Below are 23712 nucleotides of genomic sequence, written 5' to 3'. Positions count from 1 at the left end.
CAGCCCGGTCCCCGCTACATCCGCCCGAAGCGGGCCCGGACCAGGGCGAACAGGCCGTAGGCGATGAAGCCGGCGCCGATGGCCAGCAGCAGGAACGGGCCGAACGGATGGTGCTGGAGGGCCTTCAGGCTCCCGTCCAGCCCGGTCGACGAGGCAGGATCATCGGTGACCTCGGCCATGACAAACAGCAGGCCGGTGAGGATCAGGGCCACGCCCTTCGCGACGTGCCCGGCCACGCCCAGGCCGCTGATCAGGTGGCCGCGGTGGGTGCCCTCGAAGTGCCGCAGCTCCTCCTTGAACTTCTTCCCCAGACCCTTGACCACGAAGTACACGCCGATCCCGCCGACGGTCAGGCCCAGGCCGATCAGCAACGGACCGCCGAGCGGGCGGCTCATCAGGTCCTCGCTGAAGGCGGCCGTGGAATCACCCGAGTCACTCCGGACCCCGATGGCGAAATTCGCAAAGGTCCAGCCCACGCTGCCGTAGGCCACGGCCAGGAACCCGGAGGAGACCAGCTTGCCCAGGCGCTCCCCGCGCGGCAGGTGCCGTGCCCGCAGGGTGGCCTCGCTGAGTTGCCACAGCGCGAGGCCCGCACAGCCGATAAACCCGGACCACATCACCGCCGGCCCCCACGGGTTGTCGGCAAGCTGCTCGATGGCGCCGGTCGGCTCGGCCTGGCCCGGCGCGCCGAGCACCAGGGCCACGGCTATCGCGCCGATGACGATGTGCAACAGGGCCATCACCGCGAATCCCCAGCGGGCCACGACGTCGAGCGCCCGGCTGTTGGAGGCGGCCTCGGCCGCGTCGACGGCACCCTCGAGTCCGCCGTCGGCGTCCGGCTCCGCGCTGCCGCCGCGCACCCCGTCCGCCCGCTGTGTCATGGCCCTGAGTTTACGCGCCGGGAGGGTTCACGCCCGACGCCGCCCCCGGTGGCCGGCCCGCGTCCCGACAGACCCCGCGCCGCCGCCCGTCCCGGACTTCACACTTGTTGGTAAGTGTGCTTACTATGTGCTGGGGCATGGTTGAACCTTGGCCGTGCCGGCCCGGACCCGCAGACAGACGATAGGACAGCTCATCATGGCAGGAAACCTCGTTGCACGCTCCATCCACGACTTGACCGCAGGCGCCTGGTTCGGCGGCTCGCTGATGGGCGCGATCGGACTCAATGGCGCCACCGCGGAGGCCAAGGACCCTTCCGAGCGCACCCGCCTCTCCAGCCTCGGCTGGAAGAAGTGGGCCCCGTACCAGACCGCCGCCTTCGGCGCGCACTTCCTCTCCGGCCTGGCCATCATGTGGGAGAACAAAGGCCGGATGGCCAAGCAGGACGGCGTCACCCGGCTGAGCATCTACAAGTCGATCGTGACCGCGGCCGGTGCGGGCGTCACCCTCTACGCCGGCATGCAGGGCGCCAAGGTGGAGAAGCTCGCCGCCGAAGGTGCCGATGGCGCCACGGAACCGAAGCCGGGCGCCTCCGAGGAACTCCGCTCCGCACAGCAGCAGCTGAAGATCCTGCAGTGGGCCATCCCGGTCTTCGCCGGCTGGGTGATCGTCCTCGGCGCCAAGCACGGCGAGATGCAGCGGCCGAAGAATGTCCTCAAGGGCCTCGTCCGCTCCTAACCGCTCAGCAGTACCGTCCTTCCACGGCACCACCACGGCGGGGTCGGAATCGGCCCGGGAACCTTCCCGGCACCGGATCCGGCCCCGCCGTGCTGTGCGGGCAGGCAGTCATCCGGCAGATTCGGAGCCGAAGGGCGGGCCAGTCGGGGGAGCGGGGTCTCAGCGCGGGTGGCGGGCGCTGAGCCGCTGCACGGCCAGGGCCAGCCAGAGCTGGACCCGGTCCGCGGTCTGGGCCGGGTCGTACCCGGTCAGGTCCGTGATCTGGGCCAGGCGGTAGCGCACCGTGTTCCGGTGCAGGGTCAACTCCTCGGCCACCGCGGCCACGGAGCCGTTGTTATTCAGGTAGCTCTCCAGTGTTGTCATCAGTTCCGCCCCGTGCGCGGCGTCGAACTGCCGGAGCGGGTTGAGAGACTCGTTGGCCATGTCCGCGAGCGGGACGTCCTCGCTGGCCAGCAGGAGCGAGGTCAGGCTCAGCCGTTCCGGTTCGTTGACGGGAAGGCCGTGGCTGGCAGCCTCGCGGGCCTCGAAGTAGCTCCAGCGCAGCCCGTTCGGTTTGGTGTACGCCCCGCCCAGTCCGATCGTGGCGTGGATACCCGCCTCGGCCAGGTGGTCGCTGAGGTTGCGGGCCAGGGCGCTGGCGCCGCTGCCGTCGTCGGCGACCACCACCACCAGGTCCTTGCCCACCACGGCGGTCACGGCGGCGCGCAGCGGCTGCGGCAGCGAGGAGCTTCCCAGCTGCTTGGCGTGGGCAGGCGACTCCGCCAGCAGCACCACGTTTTTGCGGGTGCTGTCGACGCCGATCCCGGCGAGCCGGCGGCCCGCCTCGGTGGGCTCGAGCGTGCCGTGGATGACATCCTCCAGCACCTGCCCGGCGAGGGCCCGCTGCGCCTGCCGCTGCTTGACCATGTTGTTCAGTTCGACGCTGATCAGGTTCTGGGCGTAGCCGATGATCCCGGTGTCCTCGAAGGGCTGCTTCACCCACAGGGTGCAGGCGTCCCGGCGCCCGGTGGGGATCGGATAGGACGCCCAGCCGTCGGTGCTGGGGGAGGGGCCGCCCGGGGCACTGTTGTACAGCTCCGCGGTGAACTGGGTCAGGACCAGATCGGTGCGCAACATCGTCCCGAGGTGCTTGAGCAGTTCGGCCAGGCCGCCGCCGGTGAGCAGCGCCCGGGCCAGGATCTGGTGCCCGGCAATGAGCCGCTCCAGCTTGGCGTAGTGGTCCGCGGACTGGGCGTCCGCCACCAGCTTGCCGATGGCGATGAACGGCGTCTCGTAGGGAACCTCCACCACCGGCAGCCCCCAGCGGTTGGCCTCCGCTACCAGGGCCGGCGGGACCGTCTCGTGGGTGAGGCCCACGCCGAAGCCGATCCCCACCGCGCCGGCCCGCTGAACCTGCCGCACGAAGCGGCGCTGCTCCGGGGCGGACCGGAGCCGCATCCCCGTGGTGAGGACCAATTCCCCGCCGTTGAGGAAGCGCTGTGGGTCCTCCTGCTCGGTCACCGCCACCCAGTGGATGTCCTGGTGCCAGGTGGTCTCGGCCAGGCCGGCCTTCGTCAGCCGCAGGGACGGAACCCCCAGCAGGGCGGCGAGAGAAATTGCCATGGATTCAGGATAGCCGCGTGCTGGTCAGGCGCACTAAAGGGCCGCCGGGCCGGTGTGCAGCTGCCTATTCCACCCCCAAGCGCCCTGGCATAGGCTCGGAGCAGTCACCGATCCCCTCATCCCTGCCTGACCCAGGCCAGCACGAAAGAGGTTGTACACCGTGGTTCAAACCTTGCAGAACTTCATCAACGGCGAGTTCGTCACGCCCGCCGGCACCGGCCTGCTGGACATCGTCAACCCCGCCACCGGCGAGGTGGTGGCGAAGTCCCCGATCTCCGTGCAGGCCGACGTCGACGCCGCCATGACCGCCGCGAAGGATGCCTTCGCCAGCTGGAAGCACGTCACCCCGGGCCAGCGGCAGCTGATGCTGCTCAAGCTCGCCGACGCCGTCGAGGCCAACAGCGACGAGCTCGTCGAGGCACAGCACCGCAACACCGGTCAGGTCCGCTCGCTGATCGCCGCCGAGGAAGTCGCCGCCGGCGCGGACCAGCTCCGGTTCTTCGCCGGGGCCGCAAGGCTCCTCGAGGGCAAGTCCGCCGGCGAGTACATGGAAGGCCACACTTCCTTTATCCGCCGCGAGCCGATCGGCGTCGTCGCCCAGGTGGCCCCGTGGAACTACCCGTTCCTGATGGCCATCTGGAAGATCGGCCCCGCCCTGGCCGCCGGCAACACCGTGGTGCTCAAGCCCTCCGACACCACCCCGGAATCCACGCTGGTACTGGCCCGCCTCGCGGGCGAAATCCTCCCCGCAGGCGTGCTCAACGTGGTCCTCGGCACCGGCGAGACCGGAGCCATGATGGTCGAGCACAAGGTCCCGGGCCTGGTCTCCATCACCGGCTCCGTCCGGGCCGGCATCGCCGTCGCCTCCGGCGCCGCGAAGGGCCTCAAGCGCGCCCACCTGGAACTCGGCGGCAAGGCCCCCGCGATCGTCTTCAAGGACGCGGACATTAAGAAGAGCGCAGCGGCGATCGCCGAGTTCGCCTTCTTCAACGCCGGCCAGGACTGCACCGCCATCACCCGCGTGCTGGTCGAGGATTCCGTCCACGACGACGTCGTGGCCGCCATGGTGGAGCACACCAAGACCCTGCACACGGGCTCGCAGAACGACGAGGACAACTACTTCGGCCCGCTGAACAACGTCAACCACTTCAACGCGGTCACCTCCGTGGTGGAGAACCTGCCGGAGAACTGCCGGATCGAAACCGGCGGCCACCGCGCCGGGGACAAGGGCTTCTTCTTCGAGCCCACCATCATCACCGGCGCCAAGCAGACCGACGACATCGTTCAGAAGGAAACCTTCGGCCCGGTCATCACCGTGCAGAAGTTCAGCAGCGAGGCCGAGGCGATCGAGCTGGCCAACGACGTCGACTACGCCCTCGCCTCCAGCGTCTGGACCACGGACCACGGCACCGCGATGCGCGTCAGCCGCGACCTGGACTTCGGCGCGGTCTGGATCAATACCCACATCCTGCTCACCGCCGAGATGCCGCACGGCGGCTTCAAGCAGTCCGGCTACGGCAAGGACCTCTCGATGTACGGCGTCGAGGACTACACCCGGATCAAGCACGTCATGAGCGCGCTCGACGCATAACGCTGTCGCATAACGCTTCTGCCTAGCGCTGTCGCATAACGCAGGCTCCTGCCGACCACTTCACCCTGAGAAAGGCCCCGCAATGACCACCACCGCCAACGAACTCACCTACCGCCTGGAGCAGAAGCGCCGCGTGCAGGCCGACTTCCCCGGCCCCAAGTCCGTCGCCCTGACCGAGCGCCGCAAGGCCGTCGTCGCCTCCGGCGTCGCGTCCAGCGTCCCGGTCTACGTCGCCGACGCCGACGGCGGCATCATCCAGGACGTTGACGGCAATTCCTTCATCGACCTCGGCTCCGGCATCGCCGTTACCAGCGTGGGCGCCTCCGACCCCGCCGTCGTCGGCGCCGTGAAGGAGGCCGTGGAGCACTTCACCCACACATGCTTCATGGTCACCCCCTACGAGGGCTACGTCGCCGTCGCCGAGCAGCTTAACCGGCTCACCCCGGGCGACCACGAGAAGCGCACCGTGCTGTTCAACTCCGGCGCCGAAGCGGTCGAGAACGCCGTCAAGGTGGCCCGCCTCGCGACCGGCCGCGACGCCGTCGTCGCCTTCGACCACGCGTACCACGGCCGCACCAACCTGACCATGGCGCTGACCGCCAAGGCCATGCCGTACAAGACCAACTTCGGCCCGTTCGCGCCCGAGGTTTACCGCATGCCGATGAGCTACCCGTTCCGCGAGGAGAACCCGCAGATCACCGGCGCCGAGGCCGCCAAGCGCGCTATCACCATGATCGAGAAGCAGATCGGCGGCGAGTCCGTGGCCGCGATCATCATCGAGCCGATCCAGGGCGAGGGCGGCTTCATCGTCCCCGCCGAGGGCTTCCTGCCGGCCCTGGCCGCATGGGCCAAGGATAAGGGCATCGTCTTCATCGCCGATGAGGTCCAGTCCGGCTTCTGCCGCACCGGCGAATGGTTCGCCGTGAACCACGAGGGTGTCGTCCCGGACATCATCACCATGGCCAAGGGCATCGCCGGCGGCATGCCGCTCTCCGCGATCACCGGCCGCGCCGACCTGCTCGACGCCGTCCACCCGGGCGGCCTCGGCGGCACCTACGGCGGCAACCCCGTGGCCTGCGCCGCGGCACTGGCCGCGATCGGCTCGATGGAGCAGTACGACCTGAACGCCCGCGCCCGCCGCATCGAGGAGCTCGCCACCGGCAAGCTGCGCGAGCTCGCCGCCGAACTCGGCGAGGGCTCCGTGGTGGGCGACATCCGCGGCCGCGGCGCCATGCTCGCCGTCGAACTGGTCCAGCAGGGCTCCAAGGAACCCAACCCGGAGCTGACCAAGGCGGTTGCCGCCGCCTGCCTCAAGGAGGGCGTCATCATCCTCACCTGCGGCACCTACGGCAACGTCATCCGCCTGCTGCCGCCGCTCGTCATCAGCGACGAACTGCTCACCGACGGCCTGGAGGTCCTCGCGGCCGCCATCAAGGCGCACGCCTGAGCGCTCAGCCTCAGGTAAATCGGCCGGACGGCCGGCCCGGTTCCTGAGCCGGGCCCGGTAAGCACCCGGCAGCAGTACCCATCCGAGCAGCACCCCCGCATCGCGGGGGTGCTGCTTTTTTGTTTCCCCTCCGTCGCTCCGGCCCCTTGGGCAACACTCACGGGCCCCGCCGGAGTCTGGCCGGGTACTAAAGGCCCTAGCGCGCGTAGCAACAGGTAGTCGGCGGGAAATACCCATGTCAGAGCCGCATTTCGGTCCGCGTAGCCCCGGGCCGCCGACTACTCAGACCGGGGCCGGCGGGGGACCTTTGCCTAGGTAATCACTCGGTCCTTTTTGTAGTACCGGCTACTCGTGTTCGCCCTTCGGCCGCCTCCGTACCGTGGAAGTGAAGAAAGGGCCGGCAGCCAATGCTGGCTGGCCCCTATGAGGGGAGTCGCCATTGAAAACCTCATCACAACTCAATCCCCGGCGAGGGACCCGGGGAACGCAGGGGAGACCTCCTGCCTGACACGGCACCCACGGCCCAGGCAACCGGAGCTTAGTCCGGTTCACTCCGCTACCGCGGACCGGCCACCACCCTGCGTTAGCGCGCCCCGCTACCGGAACCCACTCTGTTCCGGCGGGGTATGCACCGTGCGCGGCCACCGCGCCATGGACGTCAACGATGCCGATCCGTGGGGGGCCGTGGCACCAACTTTTGCACGAGAGAGGGGACATGCAAATGATTCAGCTTCTACCTACCCAGAGTCCAAAAGACCCGGGAGTCCGGGCATGACCGCCGCCGTTGCCGTGACCACTGCCATCGCGGTGCCCGCGGAGACGACCTTCGGCCGGGACGGGGCGCTGTTCGAGGCTCTGCTGGGCTTCGTCGCGCAGATGAGCCTGGTGCTGTGGGCGCTCGTGATCTTCACCGTCCTGATCCGCTTCGTCGGTATCCGCGTGTACCGCCGTGCCGCCCGGCGCGGTGCCGCACGCCAAGCCGCCGTCGTCGCCCCGGTGGACTCCCCGGCGGACCTGCTGCCTCCGGCGGTTACCGCCGTGATCGACGCAGCCGTCGACGCGGCCCAGCCTGCGGTCTCCGCCGTGATCGACGCCGCTGTTGACCTGATCCAGCCGCCCGAAGCGCGCCCGGCCACCGTCGCCGCCAGCGTGGCGCCGGTTGCGGCCGCTCTCCCGGCGGAGGATCCGCGCGGAGCGGGCATGCCGCCCGCCGTGCCGGCGCCCTTCCCCGCCACCGCGGCCCCGGCCCTGGCGGCCCATGGGGCGGGGGCGGCCATCACGCTGCCCTACCGGAGGCCCCGCGACCGGCACGCCACGGCCCGCGCCGATGAGCACGTCCCCGCCATGTCAGCGAGGGCAGCGAAGCCGTGAGCCTGGATATGCCGCTGCTGACATTCTGGCTGTTCGCCGGCGTCAGCATCCTGTACATCATGCACTTCGGCCTGTACCTGGTCGGCGCCAATTTCTACGACGTGTGGCAACAACGCCGCAAAGCCGTCCGGGCCGTCCGCCGCCGCGTCGACTTCGAGCCGGAGTGCGCCGCGACTGCCACCTGGACCCGTCGTGCGGCGCCCGAGGTCCCGGGGCTGGTCTCGATCGTCGTCGCCGCCCACAACGAGGAAGCCGTCATTGTCCGGACCCTGGATTCGATCGGACGCAGCCTGTACCGCTCCTTCGAGGTGATCGTGGCGGATGACGCCTCGACCGACCTGACCGGCCGGCTGGTCCGGGACTACCAGGTGCGCCACCCCGGCATGAACCTGCGGATCGTGCGCATGCACCACAACGTCGGCAAGGGCGCCGCCCTCAACGCCGCGCTGCGCCGGCACGCCCGCGGCCAGTTCGTCATGACCCTGGACGCGGACTCGATCATTGCGCCGGACGCCATATCCAATGCCCTGGCCTATTTCGAGGACCCCTACGTGGCCGGTGTTGCCGCCAACGTCAAGATCCTGGAGGAGACCACGGCGCTGGGCATCCTGCAGCGCTTCGAGCACATGATCGGCTACCGCTCCAAGAAGCTGTACTCCCTGATGAACTGCGAGTTCGTCGTCGGCGGAGTGGCCTCCACCTACCGGATGCGGGTGCTGCGGAAGGTGGGCTTCTACGACACGGACACCCTCACGGAGGACATCGGCCTGAGCGAGAAGGTCACCAGCCTCGGAAACCGCCGCTTCCGCCTGGTCTACGGCTCCGATGTCGTAGCCAAGACCGAAGGCGTCATGACCCTCCGGGCGCTGGCGAAGCAGCGCTACCGCTGGAAGTACGGCAGCCTGCAGAACCTGATCAAGTACCGCGGCATGATCTTCAACCCCAGCCGCCGGTACACCCGGACCCTGACCTACTACCGGATGCCGATGGCCCTGCTCAGCGAGTTCACCCTGCTCATTTCCCCGCTGGCGTGGACCTACGCCGTGTACTGGTCGCTGGTGACCAGGACACCGGCGCTGGTTCTGGGCGCCTACCTGACCATCACGGCCTACACACTGATGACCATCTGGCTGGATGAGAACCTCAGCTCCCGCGAGCAGATCCGACTCACCGTCTACGCGCCCACGGCCTACTTCCTCTTCTACATCATGGACCTGGTCCAGCTGACGGCGGCGGTCCGCTGCATCGTCCGCTCCCGGGGTCTGTTCCGCCGTCCTGCAGTGAACACGTGGAAGTCACCGCAGCGGGCCGGGAGCACGACGGCGGTGGTAGCCCATGGCACGTAGGCGCCCCTGGATCCTGAGGCTGCTGCTGAACCCCCTGGTGGTCATCGCGGCGGTGGTCGCCCTCGTGGCTGCCGGCTGGATGATGTACACGGGCGCGACCAACGGCATCGCCCAGGCCCGCCCGGGCGCGAACCTGCTGCCGACGCTGGCGCGCACTGCGGGCGGCGCCGCCGGATCTGTCTCCGGAACGGCTGCCGCGTTGCCCACCGCTGGCTGGACCGTCAACCACAGCGGGGACGCCAAAACCTCCCTCGACGTGACCGACGGGCAGGTGATCGGCCAGGCGCTGAAGCTGGACGTCACCAGCTACGCCTCGGGCGACATCACGCTGACCAGCCCCCGCGTCAACGTGGAACCGGGCAAAACCTACCTGTTCAAGGCGTATGCCGCCAGCGAGGCGGATTTCACCCTGCTCGCCCGGCACCACCACGCCGACGGCTCCGCCACCCTGGAACAACTGCGCAACCCGCTGCAGAAGCCCGGCAATTCCCCGTTCACCGTCAGCGACGCCTTCGACACCAACGACAAGACCACGGCGGTGGAGTACGTCTTCCGGATGGCCTCCAAAGGCACCCTCCGGGTCGAGGGTGCCTACCTGGAGGCGGCCGACGATGTCCGTGTCCCGCCCGCGTCCCCGGCCGGACCGAACCTGATTCCCCCACCCGGCCCGGCCGGGCCCCAGCCCGGCGACGCCGACGGCTGGGCCCCCTTCACCTACGGGGCGCTGGCCATGCAGTCCGGCCGTGGCGTGGACCAGGACGGCAGCTACTTCTGGACCCGCATCACTAATTACCAGAACGGCGAGGGGAAGTGGCAGTACCCGCCGGTGACGGTGGCCCCGGACCGGTCTTACGAATTCGGGGCGAGCTACCGGGCCGACCGTGAGGTGGACGTCGTGGCGGAGTTCGAACTGGCCGGGGGCGCACGCATATTCCGGAACCTGGCGACCCTGCCGCCGGCCGGGGAATGGACCACGCTCCGGGACGTCGTCCAGGCCCCCGCCGGAGCCGCGTCCGTGATGGTCACGCTGATTTCCCACGCCAACGGGAACACCGCGGTGCGTGGCTACACACTCAAGGACATCACCCGGCCCGGGCCGCTGCGCTGGAGCCAGCCGACGGTTTCCCTGACCTTCGACGACGGCTGGCAGTCGGTGTATGACCGGGCTCTTCCGCTGTTGAACAAGCACAACTTCGTCTCCACGCACTACATCAACGCCAGCTCCATAGAGACGCCGAACTTCATGACCGCGGCCGAACTCCAACAGTTGCACCGCTCCGGGCATGAGATCGCCGCACACAGCTACCAGCACGTCGACCTCACCTCCATCGGTACCGCCCAGCTGGACGAGCAGCTGCGTAAGAGCGAGGACGGGCTGGCCGCGGCCGGCCTCGCCACCGACGACCTTGCCCCTCCGTATGGGCGGATGGATCCACAGGTCCAGTGGTACGCAGGGAAGTACTTCAACGTCATCCGCGGCACCGACGACGGCATCAACACCCGGCAGAACCTCGACCCAGAGGACCTGAAGGTCCTCTACGTCACCGACGAAACCACGCCGGAAACCCTCAAAGAAGCGCTCGCCGAGACCAAACAGGCCAACGGCTGGCTCATCGTGGTCTACCACCAGATCTCGGCTCCCGATTCGTCGGGCACCCAGGAACACACCATCGCGGCGGACCGCAGCACCATCACGAGCGACGCCCTCACCACCCAGCTCCAGATCATCGCCGACAGCGGCATTCCGGTGCAGACGGTAGCGAAGGCGTTCATGCAGCTGCAGGGACCCTGACCGCCGTCCGGCGGTGCGGCCCCGCAGCTGAGGTCACCCAAGAGATACGGAGAAATTCATGACCAGAACCAGATCCGGCTTGGCGCGGGGGCGCGCCTTGCTGATGACCGTCGGGGTGGCGGTGGGGGCCATGGGTGCCGCACTGCTCACGCCCGCCGTGGCTAACGCCGCCGTGGACAACCCCGCGGCGACTCCGCTCGTGTCCTTCACTTTCGACGACAGCATGGCAAGCGCCATCACCCAGGCCGCCCCCACGCTGCAGAAGTACGGGCTCACCGGCACCAGCTACGTGATCACCAACTGTGTCGGAATGACGACGGCGCCCAACACCTGCCGGGCGAACACCGATGTCCCGTACATGACGTGGGACCAGATCACGCAGCTGCAGAACACCTACGGCTGGGAAATCGGCTCGCACACCGTGGACCACCAGTGCCTGGTCAGCGTCGGCAATGACTGCCAGGCCACCAAGCTCACCGCCGCGCAGGTGGAGGCCGAGCTGGCCAACAGCCGCTCCGCCCTGGTGTCGCACGGCTTCAATCCGACCGCGTTCGCGCCGCCCTACGGCGACTACGACATGTCGGCCCTGGCCCGCATCGCCAAGTACTACAGCTCGATGCGCGGCTTCGCGGACACCGGCAACAACCCCTGGCCGCTGGGGGATTACCTGCTCCGTGACGTCCCTGTCCAGGAGGTCACCACCCCGGTCTCGAACCTGAAGGCCCAGGTGGACGCGGCCATCGCCAACAAGACGTGGGTGATCTTCACTTTCCACGACATCCGGCCCTCGCCCAGCCAGGTCCCGGACGACTACCAGTACGGCACCGCCGAGCTGGACCAGCTGGCCGCGTACGTGAAGACCAAGGTCTCCGCGGGCCTGATCAAGAACGTCAACGTCAGCAAGGGCCTGGTCAACGGCAGCCCCAACAAGCTGCCCAACGCCTCGTTCAACAACGGCATCGCCGACGGCTGGACCACCGATGCTCCGGCCGGCATCACCGCCGACGCCGGTACCAACGGCAACTACCCGGACGCGGCCAAATCGGTGAAGCTGGTCTCCGGCACCACCTCCCGCCACCTCTTCTCGCCCAAGGTTCCGGTCACGCCAGCCACGAACTACATGTTCAAGGCGTACCTCAACGTGGCCGCGATCAGCAGCGGTGAAGTGGGCTTCTACGTCGACGAATACAACTCCGCCGGCCAATGGATCTCCGGGCAGTTCCGTAAACGGGAGAACACCAGGTGGGTGGAGTCGATGAACTTCACCTACACGCCTAGTTCCACCAGCGTCGCCTCCGCCAGCCTCCAGGTGTACGTCACCGGGACCGGCATCACGGCCTACGTGGACAACATGCAGATGTTCGCCCTCGGCGCCGAAACCGCCCCGCCGCCGGCCACCAACCTCGTGGCCAACGGCACCTTCGACGCCGGCATCAGCGCCGGCTGGACCACCGATTCGGCCACCACCATCCTGGCCGACGCCGCCAACCACGGCAGCCCCGCCAACCCGGTGAACTCGGTCAAGATGACGGCCACGACGGCGAACAAGCACTTGTTCTCGCCGCAGGTCGCCGTCAGCGCCGGAACGTACAAGATCGCCAGCTACCTCAACGTCACTGCACGGACCAGCGGTGAGGTGGGCTTCTACATCGACGAGTACAACTCCGCCGGCCAGTGGATCTCCGGCCAGTACAAACTCGGGGTCACCGCCGGCGGTGTCACCAACGTGGACCTGACCTACTCGCCGAGTACGACGTCGGTCGCCAAGGCGAGCCTCCAGGTCATCGTGCAGGGGAACTCCGCAATCCAGGGGTACTTCGACGACGTGCGCTGGACCAAACCGTAGAGCCTCTGCCCGGTGCACGAGGGCTGCGCGCCTGGCACAAAGAGAGTAGAAACGAAAGGACGATTGGAGACGCAATGGGCGGGCGCCGGGCATCACGGTTGGTGGTGCTGGCGTCCGTCCTTGCCTTTGCCGCGGGGTGCACGCCGCCCGCCCCGAAACCCGACGTGACCATCGACCTGCTCCGCCAGGACTGGGGGCACACCCCCGGCATCACGGCCGACGGCGGCGCCCTGCAGGTCTCCGCGCTCCAGCGGACCATCGTCGAACAGGACGGCTCCGGTGGCCAGCCCAACCCGCCGGTGAACCTCGCCGGCACCCACCTGGAGGCGGCCGGGGACTTTACCCTCGCCGCCACCTTCACGAACATCGGCACCGACGCGACGTGGACCGTCTACAACCAGCCGCCGATCATCGCCGACGAATTCCGGGTCGAACCGGCCTCCCTCCGGCTCACGCTCCAGGGATCGGCCCTGCACATCGCCGTGTTCGACGGGAAACAAAAGAAGGACGTGACCCGGCCGGCCCCCGTGCACGACGAGACCGTCACGCTCAAGGACCCCGCGGCCGCCCTGACGGTCAACCGGTCGGGGGACACCCTGAAAATCCTCAACGGCCCGGACACCCTCTCCTCCCAGCCGCTGGCGAACATCTTCTCCTCCGGCAGCCTCTGGTTCGGGTTCTCCACGGGAGCGGGCAGCTTCGAGGTCACCTCGCTCACTGCGACGGCGCCCGCGTCCACCGGGCTGCGGGCCTCCGGCGCCGCGGTGGCCGGCGACGGCTCCGCCACCAACGGCCTGCAGGCGCTCGCCGCCAAAATCCGGCCGGACTTCCGGATCGGGGCCGCCGTCGCCCTGGGACCGCTGACGGGGGACCCGGACTACGCCCGCGCGTTCGCCGGCAACTTCGGCGCGCTCACCCCCGAAAATGCCATGAAGCCGCAATTCCTGTCCCCGGCGCGCGGGCAGTACACCTTCGAGGAGGCCGACGCGATCCTGGCGATCGCGCAGAGCAAGGGAATGGCCGTGCACGGGCACACCATCACCTTCTCCGAGGCACTGCCGCGCTGGATGCAGGACCTGCCCAGCGGGACCGACGCCGAACGCCGCGCCAGCGCCGGTGCCCTCCTGGACTACGTGAAAACCATGGTGACCCACTTCAAGGGCCGGCTCGCCTCGCTCGACGTCGTCAATGAACCCTTCGACGTGGACCAGGGCACCAGCATGCAGAAGAACGTCTGGTACCGGGTGCTCGGCGCCAACTACCCGGCCGTCATCTCCAAAGCCGTGTTCGCCGCGGACCCGGACGTCCGCCAGTACATCAACGAGAACGGCGCCGACGTCCCCGGCCGCCGGCAGGACGCCCTGCTCAAGCTCGCCCTGGACACCAACGCCGCGGGCGGCCACATCTACGGCGTCGGCCTGCAGGCCCACATCTACGACCTGAAGACCGACGCCATCTCCGCTGCCGACCTCACCAAGACCCTCGGCAAGTTCGGCGACGCCGGGCTGCGGGTACGGATCTCGGAGAACGACGTCACCGACGGCAAAGGCAAGCAGGCCCAGGCCGAGCAATACGCCGCCGTCCTCTCCACCTGCCTGCGCTCGCAAACCTGCGTTTCCTACACGACCTGGGGAGTTGACGACCGCTACGACTGGCGGATCGAGGACGACGGGAGCCTGCAGCAGGGCCACGATTTCCTGTTCGACGGCGGCAAACCCACCCCCGCCTATGACGCGCTCCGCAAGGTCCTGGGCGGCTGAGCCCCAAACCTCCCGCATCCGCGCATTGCTGGGCTAGAGTCGTGCCAACACTGCAGGAATGCAGGCCGGCCAGCGCAGCCCGGAATCCCGGGCGGATGCCCGGTCCTGCCCGGACCCACAAGGGGTACACATGCGATACATCGTCGGCTACACCCCCAACGACCGCGGCGCTGACGCCGTCGCCCTCGCCTCCGCCATGGCCCGGGCCCAGGGCGCCCACCTGGACCTGGTTCACGTGGTGGACCGCAATACCCCGTACGTGGCGCTGAACCCGCAGGGTAACCGCGTCAGCGCGGCGGAACAGTCGGTGCTCACGGCGGAGCGGCAGGGCCTGGCCCTCGTCCCGCAGGGGCTGCAGGCCCGCTTCCACGTCCGGCAGGCGGAGTCCTTCGCCGCCGGACTGATCGACGCCGCGAAGGAATACCGGGCCGGTCTGATCGTGGTGGGCGCCGCCGGCAACGGCCTGTTCAAGAGGTTCAGCATAGGCAGCGTGGCCAACGCCCTGCTGCACGCCTCCCCGGTGCCGGTGGCGCTCGCTCCCCGCGGTTACCGGCGCACCGAACCCGTCAGCCGCCTCACCCTCGCCGTGGGCCAGCGCACCGGCGCGGAGGCGGCGATCGACGTCGCCATCGAATCGGCCGAACGCCGTGGCGTGCCGCTGCGGCTGGTCTCCCTGGTGGAGCTGGACGCCGAGGGCGACGGCGGCGAGAACGTCAACGCGGCCCACGTCCACGCCAACACGGTCCTGAGGGCGGCCGCCGAACGGCTACCGGAGGGTCACCACGTCAGCGTCGAGGTCGCCCACGGCCGGACCATCGAGGAAGCCATCGACGACCTCGAATGGGACGACGCCGAAATCATGATTGTCGGGTCCTCACGGCTGGCGGAGAAGAACAAGCTGTTCCTCGGCAGTACGGCCAACAAGGTCCTGCGCGCCCTGCCGGTTCCGATGGTCGTGGTCCCGCGGGACTACGTCCGGATCGACAGCAGCCCGGAGGACTAGGTCTACTAACAACTAGGCGGCGGTGCGGGCGCGCTTCCGGGTCACCGCGTTCCTGCGGGCGGCCCGGAGCATGTCCGCCGTCAGCAGCAGCAGCGCTAACCAGACGACGCCGAAGCCAACCCAGCGCTCCGGGGTCATCGCCTCCTTGAAGACCACCAGCGCCACGATGAACTGCAGCACCGGGGCGAAGTACTGCAGCAGCCCGATGGTAGTCATCGGCAGCCGCCGCGCGGAGGCGCCGAAGAAGAGCAGGGGCACGGCGGTGATCACGCCCGAGGCGGCGAGCAGCCAGAAGTGGCCCGCGCCGTTGCTGGTCAGGGTGGCTGCACCGGTGACCGCCAGGACCACCATCGCCACCGCGGCGATCGGGGCGAGGACGAACGTCTCCACGCTGAGGCTGGTGAGGGCGTCAACGCGCGGGCCCACCCGCTTCTTCACGAAGCCGTAGAGGCCGAAGCTGAAGGCCAGGGTCAGCGCGATCCAGGGCAGCTTGCCGTAGGAGTAGGTCAGGACGCCGACGGCGACGAAGCCCACCGCCACCGCCGCCCACTGCAGCGGCCGCAGCTTCTCCTTCAGGACCAAGACGCCCAGCAGCACCGAGACCAGCGGGTTGATGAAGTACCCCAGCGACGTCTCCACGGCCTGGCCGGTGGTCACGCCGTACGTGTAGGTCACCCAGTTCACCGCGATCAGGCCGGCCGCGAGGGCCAGGGTGCCGAACACTGTGCGGTTGCGGAAGGCGGCGCCGATGGCGGGCCACGCTCGGGACACGGTGATCAGCAGCGCACAGAACAGCAGCGACCAGACGACGCGGTTGGCGACGATCTCCACGGCTCCGGCCGGGTTCAGCACATAGAAATAGAGCGGGAGCAGCCCCCACAGCCCGTACGCGCCGATGCCGAAGAGGATGCCCGTCGTCGTTTCCTTGTCCGCTGCCTTGTCCATGACCGAGCGCGTTGCCGCCGGGCCGGGACAGCTGCCGCGGGCGACGCCGTTCACTGCGGGGGAAGCGTCTCCCGAAGAGGTCAGGGCGGTGGGAGCGGAGGATCCGTCGGAAGTAGGCACAGGAGACATAACATCACCTCCGCGGACCCTATTCCTCCCGCCGGGCCGTGTCCGGGATGCCGCCGCACTGCGACGTCCATCACGCCCGCTCCCGTTTTCCGGGCCGGGAGCGGGCGCGGGCATCTAGAATGGAAGACTGCGCGCCGCATCGTGCCAGCGCATCCGCCAAGAGTCAGAAGGGTTCCCGGTGTCCAACTCGGCCGAATCACCGTCCAATCGTCCCCTCCGCGTCGCCATCATCGGCGCCGGACCGGCCGGCGTCTACGCCGCGGACATCCTGACCAAGTCGAACCAGGTCAAGGACGGGGACCTCGAGGTCAGCATCGACCTCTTCGAGGCCTACCCGGCGCCCTACGGACTGATCCGCTACGGCGTGGCCCCGGACCACCCCCGGATCAAAGGCATCGTCAACGCCCTGCACAAGGTCCTGGACCGCGGCGACATCCGCTTCCTCGGCAACGTCACCTACGGCCGTGACCTCACCCTCAGCGACTTCCGGGCCTTCTACGACGCCGTCATCTTCGCCACGGGTGCGATCAAGGACGCGGACCTGAACATCCCCGGCATCGACCTGGAGGGCTCCTTCGGCGGCGCCGACTTCGTCTCCTGGTACGACGGGCACCCGGACGTGCCCCGGGAATGGCCGCTGGAGGCCAAGGAAATCGCGGTGATCGGCAACGGCAACGTGGCACTGGACGTGGCCCGGATCCTCTCCAAGCACGCCGACGACCTCTTGGTCACCGAGATCCCGGACAACGTCTACGCCGGGCTCAAGGCCTCCCCGGTCACCGACGTGCACGTGTTCGGGCGGCGCGGCCCGGCCCAGGTGAAGTTCACCCCGCTGGAGCTGCGCGAACTCTCGCACTCCAAGGACGTGGACATCGTCCTGTACGCGGAGGACTTCGAGTTCGACGAGGCCTCCGACGAAGCAATCCAGTCCAACAACCAGATCAAGACCATGGTCGGCACGCTGACGAACTGGATCGCCGAGCAGCCCGAGGACCTCTCCGAACTCACGGCGTCCCGCCGGCTGCACCTGCACTTCCTGCACAGCCCGGTCGAGATCCACGACGACCCCGCCCACCCCGGCAAGGTCACCGGCATGACCTTCGAGCGCATGCAGCTCGACGGCACCGGCAACGCCAAGGGCACCGGCGAGTTCGTCGACTACCCGGTCCAGGCCGTCTACCGCGCCATCGGCTACCACGGCTCGCCCCTGGCCGAACTGGAGTACGACGCCCGCCGCGGCGTCATCCCCAACGAGGGCGGCCGCGTGCTGGACACCGCTGGCAGCCCGGTCCCCGGGATCTACGCCACCGGCTGGATCAAGCGTGGCCCGGTCGGCCTGATCGGCCACACCAAGGGCGACGCCCTGGAGACCATCGGATTCCTGCTGGAGGACCGGCTCACGCTGCCCCCGGCGCAGAACCCGGACCCGCAGGCCATCATCGACCTCCTCGAGGAACGCGGCGTCGAATACACCACCTGGGAAGGCTGGAACAAGCTCGACGCCCACGAGAAGGAACTCGGCGCCGCCTGGACCTCCGCCCACCCGGCCGACGGAATCGAACGCGAACGCGTCAAGGTGGTCCCGCGCGAGGACATGATCCGGATCTCCCGCGACTGACGCCGCGGCAGTCCTGCACTGTCGACGCGCATCATGCCCGCCGCCCCCTGAATAACCGGGGCGGCGGGCATTTTCCGTATCGCAGGCCACGAACGACGTCGGTCCATCCTCTGGCGGGCGGCGTGCCGCGACCGTAGACTCGACGGGACGAGTTGCAGTGCATCGACGCCGATGCCGGCCAGGGGAGTTCAATGAGGAATCCGCTCCAGCAGCCAGCCCCGCACGGATCCTACGCCGGACCCGACCCGGAGCTGCGGCAGCGGTATGCCCGCGCCGGGCACGAACTCCTCGGCGCCGCGGGTGACACCGCCGGCCTCCCCGACGGCCCGGTCCCCGGCCTGCGGAGCCTGGTCCAGGAATCGTGGCAGCGCTCCGCCCGATCACACGCCAACCCGGACAACCCCGAGGCCCCGCTGGCCATGGACCGCGAGGAACTCGAAGAATACCGGCGGCAGCACCCCTTGGCCGCCATCATGCCCATCATCCACAAGCTCCTCATCCTGCCCAGTCACGACAGCGGCATGCTCGTGGCCGTGGGTGACGAGGTAGGCCGGCTGCTGTGGGTGGAGGGCAACCCGGTCCTGCAACGCCGGGCCGAATCCATGATGTTTGTCCCCGGGGCGGACTGGTCCGAGGCCACCGTGGGCACCAGCGCCCCGGGGACCGCCCTGGCCCTGGGCCGCGGCATCCAGATCGCCGGCGCCGAACACTACAAGCGCTCCGTCCACCCGTGGAGCTGCACGGCCGTGCCGTTCCACGATCCGGACTCCGGCGCCCTGCTCGGCGTCGTCGACATCACCGGCACCGAGAACGCCGTCGCCCCGCACACCCTGTCCCTCGTCGAGGCGACCGTCGCCGCCGCCCAGGCGCACCTGCGGGTGGAACGCCTGCAGCGGGAAGCGGCCCGGCTCACCACCCCCGCAGGCCGCCAGACCAGCCCGGCGGCCGGCGGATCCGCCGCGACCGCCGCCGGACGGGGCACAGGAAACGCCGGTGGCACTCTCTACCGCAACGGGCTGCAGCTGCTGGGCCGGGACCAGGCGGTGCTCACCCTCGACGGCCGGACCGTCACCCTCTCGGCCCGGCACAGCGAGATCCTGGCCCTGCTCAGCTCCCACCCGGAGGGCCTCAGCGCCGAGCGGCTCACCGCCCTGCTCTACCCGGGAGACGGTTCCACCACCACGTTGCGGGCCGAGATGGTGCGGCTGCGGAAGGTCCTCCAGCAACTCAACCCCGCCGCCGTACCCGAATCCCGGCCCTACCGCCTGCCGGTGGACCTGGTCCCGGACACCGGACAGGTGCTCGGCTGCCTGCAGCGCGGCGCGCACCGGATCGCGCTGGAACTCTACCGCGGCGCCGTCCTGCCCGGCTCCGAGGCGCCCGGCGTCGTCGAACTCCGCGGCCGGGTCGCAACACTGCTGCGCGAGGCCGTCCTCACCGACGGCAGCGCCGATGCCCTCCTGAAGTACGCCGCCCTGCCCGAGGCGCGGGACGACGTCGAGGTCCGCTCCGCGGCCCTGCGCCTGCTTCCGGCCCGCTCGCCGCGCCGGGCCGCCGTCGTCACCGAACTGGAGCGGCTCGAAGCCGAACTCAGCGCCTGACCGGCCCGCGGACCCCCGCGGCAGGAGCCGCCACCGCGCCCGCCGTGCGGAACGTGACCCAGGTCACGCCGATGCAACCTGGTTGCAACCTTCCCGCTCCTACGCTGGGGGCAGCGGCGGCCGGCGATGTCCCGGCCGCGTCCGCCACCGACCTTGCACAGCAAAGGAGCTAGCAATGACTGTTTACGCACAACCCGGTACCGACGGTTCGAAGGTCCAGTTCAAGGACCGCTACGAGAACTGGATCGGCGGGGAGTGGGTGGCCCCGGTCAAGGGCCAGTACTTCGAAAACATCACCCCGGTGACAGGCAAGGCCTTCTGCGAGGTGGCCCGCGGCACCGCCGAAGACATCGAGCTCGCCCTGGACGCCGCGCACAAGGCGGCACCCTCCTGGGGCAAGACCTCCGTCGCCGAACGCGCCGCGATCCTGAACAAGATCGCGGACCGGATCGATGAGAACACCGAGCTGCTGGCCGTCGCCGAAACCTGGGACAACGGCAAACCGATCCGGGAAACCCTCAACGCCGACATCCCGCTCGCGGCCGACCACTTCCGCTACTTCGCCTCCGCCGTCCGCGCCCAGGAGGGCCGGCTCTCCCAGCTCGACGACGACACCACCGCCTACCACTTCCACGAGCCGCTCGGCGTCGTCGGCCAGATCATCCCCTGGAACTTCCCGATCCTGATGGCCGTCTGGAAGCTGGCCCCCGCCCTCGCCGCCGGCAACGCCGTCGTCCTCAAGCCCGCCGAGCAGACCCCCTCCTCGATCCTGGTCCTGATGGAACTGATCAGCGACCTGCTCCCGGCCGGCGTGGTCAACGTGGTCAACGGCTTCGGCGTCGAGGCCGGCAAGCCGCTCGCCTCCAGCCCCCGGATCCGCAAGATCGCCTTCACCGGCGAGACCACCACGGGCCGCCTGATCAGCCAGTACGCCTCCGCGAACCTCATCCCGGTCACCCTGGAGCTCGGCGGCAAGAGCCCGAACATCTTCTTCAACGACGTCGCCGACAGCAACGACGCGTTCTACGACAAGGCCCTGGAGGGCTTCACGCTCTTCGCGTTCAACCAGGGCGAGGTCTGCACCTGCCCCTCCCGCGCCCTGGTGCAGGAAGGCATCTACGACTCGTTCATGGCCGACGCCCTCGCCCGGACCCAGAAGATCATCCAGGGCAACCCGCTGGACACCGACACCCAGCTGGGCGCCCAGGCCTCCAACGACCAGCTGGAGAAGATCCTCTCCTACATCGACATCGGAAAGCAGGAGGGGGCCAAGGCCCTCACCGGCGGCGCCCGCGCAGAGCTCGACGGCGACCTGGCCGGCGGCTACTACGTCCAGCCCACCATCTTCGAGGGCCACAACAAGATGCGCATCTTCCAGGAGGAGATCTTCGGCCCGGTGGTCTCGGTGACCCGGTTCAGCGACTACAACGACGCCATGGGGATCGCCAACGACACCCTCTACGGCCTCGGCGCCGGCGTCTGGTCCCGCAACGGCAACGTCGCCTACCGCGCCGGCCGCGAGATCCAGGCCGGCCGGGTCTGGGTGAACAACTACCACGCCTACCCGGCCGGGGCGGCGTTCGGCGGCTACAAGTCCTCCGGCATCGGCCGCGAGAACCACGCCATGATGCTCGACCACTACCAGCAGACCAAGAACCTTCTGGTCAGCTACAACGAGAACAAGCTCGGCTTCTTCTAAGCCGCGGCAGCGGCGGGCCGGCCCCCACCCGGGACCGGCCCGCCGCACCCCCCATTCGCCCCTCCCAGCCCTTCCCGCCTCCAGGAGTTCGCCATGACCCAGCCCGTGCTCGACGCGGCGTCCACCCTCCCCGGCGAGGACTTCTCCAGGGTGGCCCTCACCCCCGAAGCCGTGGAGCTGCTGCGCAAACTGTGGGACCAGCACGGGCCGCTGATGTTCCACCAGTCCGGGGGCTGCTGCGACGGCTCCTCGCCCATGTGCTACCCGGCGGGGGAGTTCATCACCGGCGGCTCCGACGTGCTGCTGGGACGCTTCGACATCGCCGCGGACACCGGCGCGGGAGCAGCCCAGCCGATCGAGTTCTGGATGTCCCGCGAGCAGTTCAACTACTGGAGCCACACGCACCTGACGGTCGACGTCGTCCCCGGCCGGGGGAGCGGCTTCTCGGTCGAGGCACCCGAGGGGAAGCGCTTCCTGATCCGCTCCACGCTGATGGACTGGCCGGTTTAAGGCACCCTCACCGTCTCACCATGTGGGATTAAAGCGGCCGTCCAGTGGATGGACACTACTATTAATAGGTCCGTTTTCCCCAGCTATAGAGACCGTGGACCTTCCTATGAACCTTTTCCGGACCAAGTCCGTCGAGCAGTCGATGGCCGACGCCGATGAGCCGGGCCGCAAGCTCAAGCGCTCGCTCAGCACCTGGGACCTGATGATCATGGGCGTCGCCGTCGCCGTCGGCGCCGGGATCTTCTCGGTCGGCGCCAAGGCCGCCGCCAACTTCGCCGGCCCTGCCGTCACCATCTCCTTCGCCATCGCGGCCGTCACCTGTGCCCTGGCCATCATGTGCTATGCCGAGTTCGCCACCGCCATCCCCGTGGCCGGCTCCGCCTACGTCTTCACCTACGCCACCATGGGCGAGGTGCTGGCCTGGATCATCGGCTGGAACCTGATCCTGGAACTGTTCACCGCCGGCGCCGTGATCGCCAAGTACTGGGGCATCTACCTCAGCAAGGTCTTCGCGCTGATGGGGCTCGACGTCCCGCCGTCCATCTCCCTCGGCGGGATCGACCTCTACTGGGGCGCCTTCCTGATCGTGGCCATCTTCACCGTGCTGCTGGTGCTGGGGACAAAGCTGTCCGCCCGCGTCGGGAATGTCTTCACGCTGATCAAGATCGCCGTCGTCCTCTTCGTCATCGTCGTCGGCTTCACCTACGTGAAGTTTGAAAACTACAGCCCGTTCGTCCCGGCCTCCCAGCCCACCGGCGGCACCGGCACCACCGACGTGCTCAAGCAGTCCTTCTTCGGCTTCCTCACCGGCGCGGCCCCCGCCCAGTACGGCACCCTCGGCATCTTCGCCGGCGCCGCGCTGGTCTTCTTCGCCTTCATCGGCTTCGACGTCGTCGCCACCTCCGCCGAGGAAGTCAAGAACCCGCAGAAGACCCTGCCGCGCGGCATCTTCGGCGGCCTCGCGATCGTCACCGTGCTCTACATCCTGGTCTCGCTCGCGCTCACCGGCATGGTCCCCTACAGCAAGCTCGCGGAGGCAGAGAGCCCCACGCTCACCACCGCCTTCGAGGCCGTGGGCAACAACGACGCCGCCAAGGTGATCGCCTTCGGCTCGCTGGTGGGCCTGACCACGGTGATCATGGTGCTGCTGATGGGCCTGTCCCGAGTGGTCCTCGCGATGAGCCGCGACGGCCTGCTGCCGCGCTCCCTGTCCAAGACCAGCACCATCCGCGCCACCCCGGCCCGGCTGCAGATCATCTGCGGTGCCGCCGTGGCCCTGGTGGCCGGCCTGACCAAGGTGGACCTGCTGGAGGAAATGATCAACATCGGCACGCTGTCCGCCTTCGTGATGGTCAGCCTGGGCATCCTGGTCCTGCGCAGGAAGCGGCCGGACCTCAAGCCCTCCTTCCGCGTGCCGTTCGGCAAGGTGGTCCCGGTGGTCTCCGCCGTGCTCTGCCTCTACCTGATGACCAACCTCGCCGTGGAGACCTGGATCTTCTTCGCCCTCTGGCTCGTGGTGGGCATCATCATCTACTTCTCGTACGGACGCCGGCACTCCCGGCTGAACGAGAAGTTCGCCGAGGCGAGGGCATCCGTCAGCGGCCCGGCCGCTGCCGGCGCCGGCGAACCCGGCGCTGCAGACGAAAAGGGCAACGTGGCCTCCGAGGAGGTCTCCCGCCCCTAGCGGGCGGCCTCCCGCAGCACCGCACAGCGGGGTCATTCCGTCCCGTCCGGCACCGCCGGACGGGCCCGGAGTGGCCCCGCTTTGCTGTGCCCGGCGACCTGTCTCAGAGCCGTAACAATGCCCCGGATGTGGTTGACCTCACAGTAGCCTT

The 23712-nt window shown here is 68.8% G+C and carries 17 protein-coding genes; 14 read left to right on the top strand and 3 right to left on the bottom strand.

The window, feature by feature from the left end; genetic code table 11:
• Positions 1-14: 14 nt before the first annotated feature.
• Positions 15-881, bottom strand: coding sequence for a DUF1206 domain-containing protein (locus ACFUCU_RS14795; RefSeq protein WP_377973253.1), 867 nt, complete (start codon positions 879-881; stop codon positions 15-17).
• A gap of 196 nt (positions 882-1077) precedes the next feature.
• On the opposite strand from ACFUCU_RS14795, the gene ACFUCU_RS14790 reads away from it, so the two are divergent.
• A complete protein-coding gene (locus tag ACFUCU_RS14790) occupies positions 1078-1617 on the top strand; it encodes a hypothetical protein (RefSeq protein ID WP_377973252.1) in 540 nt (179 codons plus the stop codon).
• A 159-nt stretch (positions 1618-1776) separates the two neighbouring features.
• Here ACFUCU_RS14790 and ACFUCU_RS14785 read toward each other — a convergent pair whose 3' ends face one another.
• Positions 1777-3219: a PucR family transcriptional regulator gene (locus ACFUCU_RS14785; protein WP_377973251.1), complete on the bottom strand. Its 1443-nt coding sequence runs from the start codon at positions 3217-3219 to the stop codon at positions 1777-1779.
• A gap of 160 nt (positions 3220-3379) precedes the next feature.
• On the opposite strand from ACFUCU_RS14785, the gene ACFUCU_RS14780 reads away from it, so the two are divergent.
• From ACFUCU_RS14780 to ACFUCU_RS14745, 8 genes are all read left to right on the top strand, one after another.
• On the top strand, positions 3380-4810 hold the full coding sequence (locus tag ACFUCU_RS14780; protein WP_377973250.1) for a gamma-aminobutyraldehyde dehydrogenase: 1431 nt from the start codon (positions 3380-3382) through the stop codon (positions 4808-4810).
• Positions 4811-4892: 82 nt separating this feature from the next.
• Positions 4893-6257 (top strand): 4-aminobutyrate--2-oxoglutarate transaminase, encoded by a 1365-nt coding sequence (gene gabT, locus ACFUCU_RS14775; protein ID WP_290256034.1) that lies wholly within the window; start codon positions 4893-4895, stop codon positions 6255-6257.
• Positions 6258-7028: 771 nt separating this feature from the next.
• Positions 7029-7628, top strand: coding sequence for a hypothetical protein (locus ACFUCU_RS14770; protein WP_377973249.1), 600 nt, complete (start codon positions 7029-7031; stop codon positions 7626-7628).
• An 8-nt stretch (positions 7629-7636) separates the two neighbouring features.
• On the top strand, positions 7637-8974 hold the full coding sequence (locus ACFUCU_RS14765) for a glycosyltransferase (protein WP_377973248.1): 1338 nt from the start codon (positions 7637-7639) through the stop codon (positions 8972-8974).
• A complete protein-coding gene (locus tag ACFUCU_RS14760; protein ID WP_377973247.1) occupies positions 8964-10766 on the top strand; it encodes a polysaccharide deacetylase family protein in 1803 nt (600 codons plus the stop codon). Before ACFUCU_RS14765 ends, ACFUCU_RS14760 begins: the two co-directional genes overlap by 11 nt.
• A 58-nt stretch (positions 10767-10824) precedes the next feature.
• Positions 10825-12612 carry a polysaccharide deacetylase family protein gene (locus ACFUCU_RS14755; RefSeq protein WP_377973246.1) on the top strand — a complete coding sequence of 596 codons (1788 nt, stop codon included), beginning with the start codon at positions 10825-10827 and terminating at the stop codon, positions 12610-12612.
• 164 nt (positions 12613-12776) lie between these two features.
• Complete coding sequence (locus tag ACFUCU_RS14750; protein ID WP_377973245.1) at positions 12777-14372, top strand: endo-1,4-beta-xylanase; 1596 nt, start codon at positions 12777-12779, stop codon at positions 14370-14372.
• A 130-nt stretch (positions 14373-14502) separates the two neighbouring features.
• Positions 14503-15375 carry a universal stress protein gene (locus ACFUCU_RS14745; protein WP_377973244.1) on the top strand — a complete coding sequence of 291 codons (873 nt, stop codon included), beginning with the start codon at positions 14503-14505 and terminating at the stop codon, positions 15373-15375.
• 12 nt (positions 15376-15387) lie between these two features.
• Here ACFUCU_RS14745 and rarD read toward each other — a convergent pair whose 3' ends face one another.
• Positions 15388-16320, bottom strand: a complete 933-nt coding sequence (rarD, locus tag ACFUCU_RS14740; RefSeq protein ID WP_377973243.1) for an EamA family transporter RarD — start codon at positions 16318-16320, stop codon at positions 15388-15390.
• Between the two features lie 307 nt (positions 16321-16627).
• Here rarD and ACFUCU_RS14735 point away from each other — a divergent pair, with 307 nt between their 5' ends.
• The 5 genes from ACFUCU_RS14735 to ACFUCU_RS14715 all read left to right on the top strand — a co-directional run bounded on the left by ACFUCU_RS14735 (position 16628) and on the right by ACFUCU_RS14715 (position 23561).
• Entirely contained in the window at positions 16628-18067 is a 1440-nt protein-coding gene (locus ACFUCU_RS14735; RefSeq protein WP_377973242.1) for an FAD-dependent oxidoreductase, read from the top strand.
• 191 nt (positions 18068-18258) lie between these two features.
• Positions 18259-19668 (top strand): GAF domain-containing protein, encoded by a 1410-nt coding sequence (locus tag ACFUCU_RS14730; protein WP_377973241.1) that lies wholly within the window; start codon positions 18259-18261, stop codon positions 19666-19668.
• A 175-nt stretch (positions 19669-19843) separates the two neighbouring features.
• A complete protein-coding gene (locus tag ACFUCU_RS14725) occupies positions 19844-21367 on the top strand; it encodes an aldehyde dehydrogenase family protein (protein ID WP_290256025.1) in 1524 nt (507 codons plus the stop codon).
• A 93-nt stretch (positions 21368-21460) separates the two neighbouring features.
• Positions 21461-21877, top strand: a complete 417-nt coding sequence (locus tag ACFUCU_RS14720; RefSeq protein WP_290256024.1) for a DUF779 domain-containing protein — start codon at positions 21461-21463, stop codon at positions 21875-21877.
• 106 nt (positions 21878-21983) lie between these two features.
• Entirely contained in the window at positions 21984-23561 is a 1578-nt protein-coding gene (locus tag ACFUCU_RS14715; RefSeq protein ID WP_377973240.1) for an amino acid permease, read from the top strand.
• Positions 23562-23712: the final 151 nt, after the last annotated feature.

The organism is Arthrobacter sp. NPDC057259 (assembly GCF_042668995.1).
GTDB lineage: Bacteria > Actinomycetota > Actinomycetes > Actinomycetales > Micrococcaceae > Arthrobacter.
The sequence above is the reverse complement of the archived record's forward strand: the minus strand, read 5'-3'. Positions and strand labels throughout refer to the sequence as shown.